Origin of the sequence: Frankia sp. R82 (assembly GCF_023716925.1) — a bacterium.
GTDB lineage: Bacteria > Actinomycetota > Actinomycetes > Frankiales > Frankiaceae > Frankia.
This window is the reverse complement of sequence record NZ_JAMQQG010000071.1, coordinates 1-12,763: the sequence shown is the minus strand read 5'-3', so window position 1 is coordinate 12,763 and position 12,763 is coordinate 1. Positions and strand designations below refer to the sequence as shown.

The window sequence follows — 12,763 nt, the reverse complement described above, 5'->3', positions numbered from 1 at the left end:
CCACCCAGTCGCCCTGGGCATGGTCGCGGCCGGTGCCGGACTGCGCCCCGCGGAGGTGGCTCTCGCCGCCGCGCATCTGGCGGTCACCGGGCCCGCCACCGCCGCGACCCGGCTGCTCGGGCTGGACCCGCTCGCCGTCACCGGCGTTCTTGCCCGGCTCGCAGACCAGGTGGCAGCGACGGCACACCTCGGCGACGCCTCGGCCGCGCTCCCACCCCCGGCCCTACCCGCCCGCGCCGGCCTGCGCCTTGACCTGCTCGCCGAACGCCACCGGCGCGCCGACCTGCGGATGTTCGCCTCCTGACGGGCCGGTTCAGGGTGTTCCGCGCAGCCGCGCCGGGCGGCACGCCGGTTGATCGGGGGGCCTGTTAGGTTGCCCGGGTGCGCGCCAACGCGGCTGTCCGGGTCGAACTCGGCGCACGCGACGACGTGCACGTCCGCGAACTGCGTTCGGACGTGCCGCTCGTCCTGCGTCTGACCGGACGCAGGCCAGGCGGAGCCGCACCCTCCGCCGCACCGCCACCGGGAACACCCGCGACGCCGCCGTCGGTGACGGTGCATCTGGTCGGTGCCGCGGCTGGGCCGTTGGCGGGCGACGACCTCCGGCTCGACATCTCCGTCGGCGCCGGGGTACGGCTGGTGCTGCGATCGGTGGCGGCGATGGTTGCGCTGCCCGGGCGTGGAGCCGGCGACCGCCCGTCCCGCCTGACGGTCACGGCGCAGGTGGGCCCGGGCGGGGAACTGGACTTCCAACCGGAGCCGACGGTGGTGGCAGCCGGCGCCGACCACGCCGCGCTCACCGAGATCACCCTGGACCCGACCGCCCGGCTGTGGCTACGCGAGGAGATCCTGCTCGGCCGGTTCGGCGAGTCCGCCGGGTCCTTCCACAGCATGCTCCGTGTCGACATCTCGCCCGGAGCCGGAGTCGAACCGAGAACCGGGGCCAGCACCGAAACCGAACCCGCGGTCGGAACTGTCCTGCGCGGCGGCACCATCGGGCTGCTGCGCCATGAGCTGGCGCTCGGGCCGGACACGCCGGGGCTGCACGGTCCGGCCCAGCTCGGAGCGGCCAGGGCGGTGGGCTCGCTGGTCGTCGCGGGGCCCGAATGGGCGGGGCCAGGGCCCGAGTCCGTCATCGTCGGCCGAGGCAGCCAGCCCGGACAGGACGACCACGCCGGACGCGGTGGCGGGGAGGCCGCGCTCATGCCGCTGGCCGGGCCGGGCTACCTGGTCACAGCACTCGCTCCGGACGCTGTCAGCCTGCGCCGGCTGCTGGCCACCGCCCCCGGCTCCCACCCCTCTGGTCGTCGCCCGGCACGTTGATCCCCGCCGCTCCCGGCCGGCGCCCCGGCCTGTCACCCTCCGCAGTGGGCTGCGGTGGCGATCGTCGGCGACGGTCAGGCGGACGAAGCGCGGTGCGGGTCGGAGGCGGTGGAGGTGGAGGTGGGGGGGATCTCGGGGGCGTCGTCGGCGGGGGTGGCGGGAGCGGGCAGGTCCCAGGGGTCCCGCGGAGGCTGGACGACGGCGACGTGCGGGGCGGCCACGTGGGGGGCGAGGGTGGTCGTGCCGAGGCCGCGCCGTTCGGGGGTGCCGTGCCCGTCGTAGGTGCGGCCCTTCCAGGCGGCGCCACGGCCGGCCCGCTTGAGGCGCGCGGAGTCGACCGTCATCCCGAGATACAGTGCCGCGGCCCCGGGCAGCAGCAGCACGGCGGCCACCGGCTGCCGGTAGTAACGGATCATCGGGATGTAGGTCAGCGTCATGATCAGCCAGGCGGCGGCCCCGATCAGGGCGACCGTGGCGTTGCCGGCCGCAAGCCCGGCGACGGTGGCCACCACCGGCACCAGGAACACCAGGCCGAGCCCCGCCACCGTGCCGACCAGCAGCAACGGCGAGTGCCGCAGCTGGGCGTAGGCGGAGCGGGAGACCATCTTCCACAGGTCGGCCAGGCGCGGATAGGGGCGGCGGCTGTGCACCTGGTCGGCGAGGCCGAGCCAGGTCCGTCCGCCGGAGCGCTTGATGATCCGAGCGATGGCCACGTCGTCGATGACCGCACCGCGCACCTCGGCCAGCCCGCCCGCGCGGACCAGCGCCTCACGACGCACCAGCGAACAGCCACCGGCCGCTGCCGCCACCCGGGACGTCGGCCGGTTCGACCAGCGGAACGGATACAGCATCGCGAAGAAGTAGACGAACGCCGGGACGATGATCCGCTCCCAGAAGGTGTCGGCGCGCAGGACCGCCATCTGGGAGACCATGTCGAGACGCTGGGTATGGGCGGAGGCGACCAGGGCCGTCAGCGACCCGGGGTCGTGCGCGATGTCGGCGTCGGTGAGCAGTAGGAACTCGACGTCTCCAGCGCACTCGATGCCGCGGCGCAGTGCCCACAGCTTCCCCGTCCAGCCGGGGGGTGGCTCGGTGGACGCGGTCACCGCGGCCGTCACGTTCGAGCCGCCGCGCTGCGCCGCCTGTTCGGCGAGGGTGCGGGCGACCTCGGTGGTGCCGTCGGTCGAACCGTCGTCGACGAGGATGAGCCGCACCGAGCCGGGGTAGTCCTGGGCGAGCAGGCTCGGCAGGGTCACGGGCAGCACGTCCGCCTCGTCCCGGGCCGGGATGATGATCGCGACACTCGGCCAGCTCGCCGGCGCCTGGCGCCGGGGCAGCCGCTGGTCGGTGCGCCAGAACGTGCCATGACCGACGGCCAGGTACAGCCAGGCGAGCAACGAGGCGAGGGCTATCCACTGGAGTACAGTCACAGAGAGTAATCCTGCCACGAAGGTCGCACGCGGAGCGGGCGAGTGGGGTAATTGTGTGTAAAGAACCGCCCGTTCGGCTGGCGCCGCACGGCCCGCCGCCCAGCCCGAACCACTGCCAAAAAAGTGCCGGTGACCTGCAACGATGCATCTTCGCCGGGCCGAAGGCCGCGCAGTCGACGCAGGGGGCAACGCCGGACCCGCGGGACCCCTGCGCTGGCGGAATGACCCGGTCGGGCGTCTGCGCCGGGCACCTCGGTGCCCGGCGAACCCACACGCTGGTACCCCTGGCCCACAGACGGACACCACACCGGCTTCAACCCCCGCTCAGGCCAGCCACTGCACCATAATCGGGGGGTGACCCGCCGTTCCGAACAGACGACTGACACCCGTCAGGCGCTCGTCGTCGCCGCCCGCCGTCGGTTCGCCGAACAGGGATTCGCCGCCACCGGAACCGAGGAGATCGTCGCCGACGCCCAGGTGACCCGCGGCGCGCTCTACCATCACTTCCGCGACAAGGCCGATCTGTTTCGCACCGTGATGGAGCAGGTCGCCACCGAGGTCGCCGAGAAGCTGGTGGCGGGCGAGCTGGCCCGCGACGCCGAGCTGCCCAGCGACGCCTGGACCCAGCTGCGCACCGGCATCCAGTCCCTGCTGGACATCTCCACTGCGGACAGCGACTTCCAGCGCATCGTCCTGGTGGACGGTCCCGCGGTACTCGGCAGCGAGGCCTGGGACGCCCTCGTCGAGCGGCACGGCTACCGGCTGTTGTCGGAATGGCTGCAACGCGCCATCGCCGAGGAGCGGATCGACCCGCTGCCCGTCGCCCCGCTGACCCGGCTGGTCGCCGCACTGCTGTCCGAGGCGAGCATCTTCACCGGCCGCGCGGCCGATCCGGATGCCGCCCGGGTCGAGATCGGCATCGTGCTCGACCGGCTGTTGCGCGGCCTCGGCCGCGGCGGTGACCTGGCTGCCCAGCCTCCGGTCAGCGCCGAACAGGCCGTTCATCCCCGCTGACGCTCTCGGGACGCGCGGCCCACCGTCGACCGCGCGTCACCGGCGTTCCCGGCATCCCCCGGACGGGCCGGCCATGCTCCGGCGCACGCCCCGCACCGCGGCAGCACCTTCCCGCAGCCGCCGAAGCGCCTCCCACACGTGCCACGATCGCCACATCGAGCGGTCCACACACGCACGAACGCCGCCCCGGCCGGGAAGGGATCCGGTCGGGACGGCGTCGGTCACATTGTGCGGTATCGCTTGTGCTGCTGTGCGGTGGTACCCGGAACGGTGACGCCGTGAAACGGCAGCGTCAGGGGTGGGACGCGAAGATCAGGCCTCGCGTACGGCGCGGATCGACTCCTTGAGCGAACCGATCGTGGCGAGCACGGCAGAGGTCTCGTACCCGCAGTGCGCCATGCAGTTCGCGCAACGCGGGTCCTTGCCCCGGCCGTAGGAGTCCCAGTCGGTCGTCTCGACGAGCTCCTTGTACGAGGAGACGTACCCGTCGCTCATCAGGTAGCAGGGCTTCTGCCAACCGAACAGCGAGTAGCTCGGGATGCCCCACGCGGTGCAGGCCAGCTCCTTCTTCCCTTCCAGGAAGTCAAGGAACACCGGGGAGTGGTTGAGACGGAACTTCTTGCGCCGGCCCTCCGCGAAGACCTTGGCGAACATCTCCCGGGTCTCCTGGACAGCGAGGAAGTGCTCCTGGTCGGGAGCCTTCTCGTACGCGTAGCCCGGGGAGAGCTGGATCTGGTCGACCTTGAGGTCGTCGTTGAGGAAGGTCAGGATGTCGATGACGTCCTGCGGGCTGTCGTTGTTGAAGAACGTCGAGTTCGTGCCGACCCGGAAGCCTGCGGCCTTCGCCGCGTGGAACGCCCGGACGCACTCGTCGAAGGTGCCTTCCTTCTCCACCACCGCGTCGTGCCGATCACGCAGCCCGTCGATGTGCAGGACGAAGGTGAAGTAGGGCGACGGGGTGAAGTTCTTCAGCTTCTTCTGGAGAAGCAGCCCGTTCGTGCAGAGGATCACGAACTTCTTACGCTTGGTCAGCTCGTTCACGATCTCGTGAATCTGCGGATGCATGAGCGGCTCACCGCCCGCGATCGCAACAACCGGAGCGCCGCACTCCTTGACCGCAGCGAGAGCGTCATCGACGCTCATCCGCTGCTTCAGGACGGACGCCGGATGCTGGATCTTCCCACAACCCGTGCAGGACAGGTTGCAGGCAAACAGTGGCTCCAGCTCCAGCACGAGCGGGAAGTGCTTGCGACGCAGCAGTTTCTGCTTCGCCAGATAGGTACCTACACGGAGCTGGTACCGCCACTCGACCGCCACGGCGTAGCTCCCCTCTCTTTGGTTGCCGGTCAATGACCGATGATCGCTGCACTGACCATACAGCCTGTACGTACAGCCTGCATGTGGATCGCGCGATGAACTGCCGCACAACCGGATCGCCTGGGTAACCGCATCCCCCGCCTGGGCGGAATCGGATGGCATCCAGCCAGGTCAGGGGCTATTCAGGTACCGAATGTGCCGCGTGACACCGAGGCCGGAAAGGGCTACTTCGACGCCTCGTCGGACGTGTCGGAACCACTCCGCACCCGGTCTGCGCCGCTGCGAACCCATCACCATGGGCAGCCGCTCCGCGCACCGCGTTCGCTACCAAGAGTGACACGGTCACCCTCGGAGCGCGACCTGAGCACGACCTGAGCACGTCCCCGTACGTGACCCGAGCCGGGCCCAGCCCGATCCGAGCCCGACCCGAGCCGAGCCCGACCCGACCCCGATCCGGGCCCGACCCGAACCCGACCAGGGCGGGGCCTGGCACCGGATCCACCCCACCGGCACCAGGGCGTTCCCGACCCGACCGCAGCCAGGCCGGCAAACAGCGCGTCAGAATGACGCTCCGATCTGCTCCACCATCAACCTTCATGTCCGTTCCGCCCCCAGCGGGCAGGCCGCAAGCGGGCGAACCCGCGCACATCGGCGCCGGACGCGGAGAAGATCCAGCAAAAATGACCCATCGAACATCCGCGGCAACGTCGAGCGACGACTCGAGTGGCGTCCGGCCTCCCGACGCCCTCACCCAGGACACAGGGCCAAGGGGGACCGGCGGCCGGCCGGCATGTGGAGGGTTGTTCGAGAATAAGGCCCCGATTTCCAGAACAACCCTCCACATGGCACCGAACAACCCTCGGCATCCACCCAGAACGCTCGGCAAAATCCGCCAGGGGATACAGAACGATACGGAAAGCCACTATCGATGCACTCGCCGTTGCCACTGGGCGGCTGGTCGACACACGCCATCGACAGGGCCGGGGACAGTCGGCGCTCGGTGCCGACCCGGCGCCGTATACCCGACGGAGGACCACCGGGTCGGAGGACCACAGGTCCCCGGTCTCGCGGATGCTCAGGCTCCCGCGAGACCGAGACGGCCTGGCGACGGGTCAGGACGAGGCTCGCGAGGCGGCCGGCCGCGGGGCAGGCGGCGGACCTGCCGCCGAGGACGAGCCTGCCGACGAGGACGGCGAGGAGAGATTCGCCGACGCCCGACGCAGCTCCTTGGGCAGGTGGAAGGAGATCGACTCCTGGCCGACGGAGCGGACGGCGACGTCGGTCGGTCCAAGGCCGGACAGGGCGGCCGTCAGCTCCTCGACGAGTGCCGGCGGCGCGGACGCGCCGGCCGAGATGCCGACCGTTTCCACCCCGGCAAGCCAGGACAGCTGTACGTCACCGACGTTTTCCACCAGGTGGGAGGCGACGCCGTCGCGGTTGCTGACCTCGACGAGTCGCACCGAGTTCGCGCTGTTCGCCGAGCCGACGACCAGCACCAGCTGGGCCTCCTGGGCGACCTTGCGCACGGCGTTCTGCCGGTTGGACGTCGCGTAGCAGATGTCGGCCGAACCCGGTCCGACGATCGCCGGGAAACGCTTCTGCAACGCGTCGACGACCTCGGACGCCTCGTCCAGCGCCAGGGTCGTCTGCATCAGGTAGGTGACCCGCTCCGGGTCGGGGACCTCGAGATCGGCGACCTCGGCCGGGGACTGGACGAGCTGGATCCGTCCGGGGGACTCACCGAGGGTGCCGTCGACCTCCTCGTGACCGGCATGGCCGATGAGCAGGACGGTGTCACCGCGGGAGGTGAAGCGGCGGGCCTCGGCGTGGACCTTCTCGACCAGCGGGCAGGTCGCGTCGATGACCGACAGGTCGCGGCCGCCAGCCTGCTCCCAGACCGCGGGAGCGACGCCGTGGGCGGAGAACACCACCGTGGCACCGGCGGGCACCTCGTCGAGTTCCTCGACGAAGACCGCGCCGCGGGCGGCCAGATCGGCGACGACATGGGAGTTGTGCACGATCTGCTTGCGGACGTAGACGGGGGCGCCGTGCAGGTCCAGGGCCCGCTCGACGACCTCGATCGCCCGCTCGACCCCGGCGCAGAACGCCCGTGGCTCGGCGAGCAGCACCGTGCGCCGACCCGCCGCGGCCGCCCACGTGCCCAGCGGCGGACCGAGCCGGCTCATCGTGCGCAGCCCCTGCACGCCGCGGCGGACCAGGTCGAGCCGGCCCAGCGGCTCGTCCATGGTGTCGACGATGACGCGGACGGCCGCGAACGGAACATCACCCGCCCCCTCGGCGATCGGGGCGCTCTCCATGTCCACGGCGATGGCGCCGGTGGCGGCGAGTCGGGTGCGTTCGCTGCCGTGGGCCACCTTGGGCACGGTGATGATCGGGCCAACGTGCACGGTGAGGCCGAGTCGGCGCAGGTCGCCGGCAAGCAACGGCGCCGAGGCACACCGAGTGACGGTGCCGTCGGAGGAGCGGACCTCCTCGGCGACGACGACGTCCCCGGGCTTCACCCCGGGAGCGAGCCCACCGGACAGGCCGACGATGGCGACCGCATCCGGACGGGCCTGACGGACCACCCGGGCGGCCTGGCGGGCCCGGTCGGGCCCCATGCCCGTCCGGATCATGATCGTGTCGGACGGCAGCCCGGAGCGGCCGGCCGCCATCGCCTCGAACCGCAGCGCGGTCGCGACGACGAGCCGGCCCGGCCGCTGCGCACCGCCGGACGTCCCGGCCCGGGCCGCAGAGCCAGCGGCCCCGGAACCAGCGGCCCCAGCAGAACCAGCGGCCCCAGCAGAACCGGTGGCCGACGAATCCGTGGCCGGTGCGATGGCGGACGCGGCCGGTGTGGCAGCGACCGCGGCGGGCGCCGGTGTGGCAGCGGCAGCCGTCGGTGTGGTGCGGCGGGTGCCTGCGGCCGGCGTCCGGAAGGGCAGTACCGGAGCGGGCGCGGACGCCGCAGGCGATCGGGAGGGCACGGAAGGTGACAGATTGTCCTGGGCGGGGATCACCGCGGGCACGACGGCCGGCGCCGGATGGTTTCCGGCCACGGTGCCGTCCCCGCCCGGGGATGCGGAGGTGGTCATGGTGTCGTTACCCCGGTGAGGCTCACGTACCGGCCGAGCGCCGTCAGTGGGAAGACCAGCCGGTACAGGTTGTAGTTCAGGGAGAAGTCCCCGGGGAAGCCGGTGCCGGTGAAGTGCGGCTCGTCCCAGGTGCCGTCGGGACGCTGGGTCTCGCACAGCCACCGAACCCCGCGCTTGACCGCGAGGCTGTGCGGGTCGACGGCGAGCAGGGCAAGCAGGGCCCAGGCGGTCTGCGAGGCGGTGAGCGCGCCCCGTCCGATCCAGGCCGGGTCGGTGTAGGAGCGCAGGTCCTCGCCCCAGCCGCCTTCGGGGGCCTGATGTTCGAGCAGCCAGCGCACCGAGGCCGTGATCGCGGGATGGTCGGTCGGCACGCCGGCGGAGATGAGTGCCGGCACGACCGCGCCCGTGCCGTACACGTGGTTGACGCCCCAGCGACCGAACCAGGAGCCGCCCGGTTCCTGGTTGTCCAGCAGCCACTGGACCGCCCGCTGGGTGATCGGGTGATCCGAGCGGCCGAGGTCGGCGAGCATCTCGACCAGGTGGGCGGTCACGTCCGCGGACGGTGGGTCGACGACCTCACCGAAGTCGCAGAACGGGATCTTGGTGGCGAGCATCTGGACGTTGTCGGCGTCGAAGGCACCCCAGGCGCCGTTGGACGAACGCATCCCGACGCTCCAGTCGACCCCGCGGGCGGCGGCGGCGCGGATCGCGGCGGCGAGCGTCGGATCGGCGTCCTCCACCGTGTTCGGGCGGCCCCCGAACGCCCCGGAACCGTGGTGGGAGCCGGCGCCGTTGTGGGCGCCGGCCCGGCCGGCGCCGGTGACGGAGACGTGGCCGTCTCCGAGCAGGCGGCGCAGGGCGAGGACGACCTCGGCGGTGTCGTCGACGTCCGGGTAGAAGTCGTTGTCGAACTCGAAGGCCCAGCCACCGGGAGCGAGCTCGGGACGGCGGATCGCCCAGTCGCCGGCGACCCGGACCTCCTCGTCGACCAGCCACCTGCCGGCCTTCACCATCGCCGGATGGTCACCGGGGACGCCGGCGTCGGACAGTGCGACGACCGCGAGGGCGGTGTCCCACACCGGCGACTGGCAGGCCTCGATCTGGCGGGCGGGGCCCTCGGGGGTCTCCCGGCGGATCACGTAGCGGTCCATCCCGCGGAACGCGGCGGCGATCACCGGGTGGTTGAGCGGGTAGCCCATCAGGTGCAGGGCCATCACCGAGTACACCCAGGGTGGCTGGATGCCGCCCCAGCAGCCGTCGGCCTCCTGGCGGGCGACGACCCACTCGGTGGCCCGGCGCAGCGCCAGGCTGCGCAGCAGCTTCAGTGGCCGACGCTCGTAGCGGTGCAGCAGCTTGTCGAGCCGCTCGAAGGCGCCCTCCCAGCTGCGCAGCGGGGCCGGCTTGCGGGCCGGCGCCGCCACCTTGAGCTCGTCGATGTCGAAGCCGAGGTCGTGCGCCGGACGCAGGGAGCCCACGATCGTCAGGGCGACGATCGTCTGGCGCGCCCAGCAGGCGAAGTCGTAGACGTTCAGGGGCAGCCAGGACGGCGCGAGGATCAGCTCCGGCGGGATCACCGGCACGTCGTCCCAGGACCACTGCCCCAGCGCCGCCAGCCAGATCCGGGTGAACACCCGCGAGGCGGCGATGCCGCCCTGCTCCCGGACGAGTTCGGCGGCGCGCAGCATGTGCGGCGCGTCGACCGGGTCGCCGGCCAGGCGCAGCGCGATGTAGGCCTCGATGGTGGTGGACAGATCCGCCGGACCGCCGTAGAAGGTGGCCCAGCTGCCGTCGGGCTGCTGCTGGGAGCGCACCCACCGGGCGGTCTGCTCGGTCTCCTCGGCGCCGCGGATGCCGAGGAACTGTTTCATGAACAGGTCCTCGGCATCCATCGTGACGTTGGTCTCGAGGTTGCCCTTCCACCAGCCCTCGTCCGCCTGCAACGCGAGGAGATGGTCGCGGGCCAGCTGCGTTGCCACCTGGGCGCTGGCCGTGACGGCAGTGTGCCCGGCGGCGGGGTGCGCGACGGCCGGGGTGGCCCCCAGCGCATCGGGTGGGCTGGCCGGGGCCACGGCGCCCTCGGCCAGCGGCGGTGACGACCGGGAGATCCCATAGGCGTCCGCGGTCGCGGGCACCGGGATGGCGGGCCGCTTCGGGGTCTCCTGCGCGGACGGAGCAGCCGGGGACGGGTCCGAAGTCAGGCTCATCGACGACTCCCCTCGTCGTACGGGCGATGGTCAAACAGGCGATCGTCGGGGTGATCGCCGACCGCGCGAGCGCCGGTGCGCACCTGCGGCCTCCTAGCGATCGCGCTCGGTCACGAAACGGGCGAGGGCGAGCAGCTCGGCCTCGACCTGCGCCGGCATCGACAGCGAGCGGAGCACGTTCTCGCAGGCCTTGAGCTGCCGGTCGGCCTCGGCGGTGGTCCATTCCCGGCCACCGGCCCGCTCGACGAGCTCCGCGATGTGCGCCAGCTCCGCCTCGGTGGACTCCCCGGTGGCGGTGAGGAACGCGCGCAGTTCGTCGGCCGCGGGCCCACCGGCCTCCAGGGCCACGACCACCGGCACCGACTTCTTGCGCGAGCGCAGGTCCGACAGGACCGGCTTGCCGGTGACGGCCGGGTCGCCCCAGATGCCGAGCAGGTCGTCGATGAGCTGGAAGGCGGTGCCCAGGCGCGATCCGTACTCGGACAGCGCGGCGACCAGTTCGTCGCTACCGCCGGCGAGCACCGCGCCCAGCGACGCCGAGCAGGCCAGCAGCGCGCCGGTCTTGCCGTCCTCCATGTGCAGCGTGTCCGCGACCGTCACGTCGGTGCGGCTTTCGAACATCAGGTCCTCGGCCTGGCCGCGGACCAGGTCCTGGACGCCGGCGCTGAGGATCAGCGCGGCGCGGCGGGCCTGGTCGCCCTCGACCTCGAGCAGGATCTGCACGGCGAGCCCGAGCAGAGCGTCGCCCGCGAGGATCGCACCGTCGGCCCCGAAGACCGTCCAGGCCGTCGCGCGGTGGCGACGCTCGCGGTCACCGTCCATCAGGTCGTCGTGCAGCAGCGAGAAGTCGTGCACGAGCTCGACGGCGCAGGCGGCCGGCAGGCCCACCTCCGGCGGCGCGCCCGCGGCCTCGGCGGACAGCAGGGCCAGGGCCGGGCGGACAAGCTTGCCGCCCGAGCCGGTCAGCGGCTTGTTCTCGGCGTCGACCCAACCGCGGTGATAGGCGACAACGTGGCGAAGCCGCGGGTGCAGGCGGTCCACCACGGCGCGCAGCGCCGGGACGGTGAGGGTCCTTCCCCGCTCGATCGCATCCGGAACCGTCATGGTCATACCGGGAATCCCCCTGTGGATGAGTGCTCTTGCTGGCCGGTGGGCACCGGCCCGGCAGCCGCCGTGGAACCGGCGGTCACCGCGTTCGTCCCCCGTGGAGCCGGAAAATCCGACGAATCCGACGATTCTGGTCTATCCCATGGCTCATCCGATGCCGGTCGCGGCTCGACATCGATCACAGTCGGCCTGGACGACCCGGTCGAAGGCCGCTCAGCCAGGTCGGCCAGGTCCCCCACGACTACCCCCATGCCTGCCAGGCTCTCACGGGCTGCAGCGACTCCGCTACGCACGGCCGATTCCATGGTCGCCGGCCAGCCGGTGTCGGTGTACGTCCCGGCCAGGGCAAAGTGCGCCAGGCCGGTCGACGCACCCGGGCGCAACGCGAGCGAACCGGGCACCTGGCGGAAGGTGGCGGTGCGCTCCCGGGTCACGAAGACCTCGATCGGCTCGGCGGCCCGTGCGGCCGGGAACAGCCGGGCCATCTCGCGGGTGAACAGGGTCGCGACGTCGGCGGCCGGCATGTTGATCCACGGCTCGGCGGCCGACTGGGACAACGCCAGGTACTGCGCCCCCGGCGGGCCCGAGGCGGCCAGGCCCGAGGAGATCGTCCGGTCGAAGATCCACTGGATCGGCGAGTCGACGACCGCGAGGAACGGGCCCTCGATGACCTGCCGCGGATAGATCATGTGCACGTTGATGATCGGCGAGTCGCCGAGCTGACGCAGCCGGTCGGGCTCGACGCTCGCGCCGGTGGGCAGCAGCCCGGCGGCCGCCGGCGCCGGGGTGGCGAGCACCACCGCGTCGGCGTACAACGCGCCGGAGGGATCCGCCCCGGGGACGGCCGCACCCCGGCTGGTGCCCCCGGCGGTCACCGCGACCTGCCAGCCGGCGCCGTCCGCGGTGACCGAGCGGACCTTCACGCCGGTGCGCACGTCCGCGCCGACCGCGGTCAGCGCGGCCAGCGCCGCGTCGCCGTGCAGGCGCGACAGCGGCACCTCCGCCCAACCGAGGTCACCGGCGTCGGCGCCCTCCAGCAGGCCGGTGCGCACCACCTTGGCGGCAAGGCCGAGGGATGCCTCGTCCGCGGGCACGTTGAGCGTCGCCACGGTCAGCAGCTCCCACAGCGCGCTGGTGGCCGCCGGGCCCTGGCCGTGGCCGGCCAGCCAGGCGCCGAACGAGCGACCGTCGACCTGCGGGGAACGCTGATCGAGCCGCCCGAGCTGGAACGCCGCGAGCCCGGCGCGCAGCCGCTCGGCGAGCGGGTCGGGGG

The 12,763-nt window shown here is 72.3% G+C and carries 9 protein-coding genes; 3 read left to right on the top strand and 6 right to left on the bottom strand.

What is annotated here, in order from left to right:
• A partial coding sequence (locus tag ND747_RS13945; protein WP_285900495.1) for an urease accessory UreF family protein occupies positions 1 to 304 on the top strand: 304 nt, incomplete at its 5' end.
• Between the two features lie 77 nt (positions 305 to 381).
• Complete coding sequence (locus ND747_RS13940; RefSeq protein WP_251734028.1) at positions 382 to 1,323, top strand: urease accessory protein UreD; 942 nt, start codon at positions 382 to 384, stop codon at positions 1,321 to 1,323.
• Between the two features lie 74 nt (positions 1,324 to 1,397).
• Here ND747_RS13940 and ND747_RS13935 read toward each other — a convergent pair whose 3' ends face one another.
• Entirely contained in the window at positions 1,398 to 2,753 is a 1,356-nt protein-coding gene (locus ND747_RS13935) for a glycosyltransferase (protein WP_251734026.1), read from the bottom strand.
• A gap of 354 nt (positions 2,754 to 3,107) precedes the next feature.
• Here ND747_RS13935 and ND747_RS13930 point away from each other — a divergent pair, with 354 nt between their 5' ends.
• Positions 3,108 to 3,767, top strand: a complete 660-nt coding sequence (locus ND747_RS13930) for a TetR family transcriptional regulator (protein WP_251734024.1) — start codon at positions 3,108 to 3,110, stop codon at positions 3,765 to 3,767.
• Positions 3,768 to 4,079: 312 nt separating this feature from the next.
• On the opposite strand, the gene hpnH is transcribed toward ND747_RS13930, so the two are convergent.
• From hpnH to ND747_RS13905, 5 genes are all read right to left on the bottom strand, one after another.
• Positions 4,080 to 5,084 (bottom strand): adenosyl-hopene transferase HpnH, encoded by a 1,005-nt coding sequence (gene hpnH, locus ND747_RS13925; RefSeq protein WP_251734016.1) that lies wholly within the window; start codon positions 5,082 to 5,084, stop codon positions 4,080 to 4,082.
• Between the two features lie 1,112 nt (positions 5,085 to 6,196).
• Positions 6,197 to 8,179 (bottom strand): 4-hydroxy-3-methylbut-2-enyl diphosphate reductase, encoded by a 1,983-nt coding sequence (gene ispH / locus ND747_RS13920; protein WP_251734014.1) that lies wholly within the window; start codon positions 8,177 to 8,179, stop codon positions 6,197 to 6,199.
• Positions 8,176 to 10,383: a prenyltransferase/squalene oxidase repeat-containing protein gene (locus ND747_RS13915; RefSeq protein ID WP_251734012.1), complete on the bottom strand. Its 2,208-nt coding sequence runs from the start codon at positions 10,381 to 10,383 to the stop codon at positions 8,176 to 8,178. Before ND747_RS13915 ends, ispH begins: the two co-directional genes overlap by 4 nt.
• 93 nt (positions 10,384 to 10,476) lie before the next feature.
• Positions 10,477 to 11,493, bottom strand: a complete 1,017-nt coding sequence (locus ND747_RS13910; RefSeq protein WP_251734010.1) for a polyprenyl synthetase family protein — start codon at positions 11,491 to 11,493, stop codon at positions 10,477 to 10,479.
• On the bottom strand, positions 11,490 to 12,763 hold a 1,274-nt coding region (locus ND747_RS13905), incomplete at its 5' end, for an FAD-dependent oxidoreductase (protein ID WP_251734007.1). The genes ND747_RS13905 and ND747_RS13910, both read right to left, overlap by 4 nt.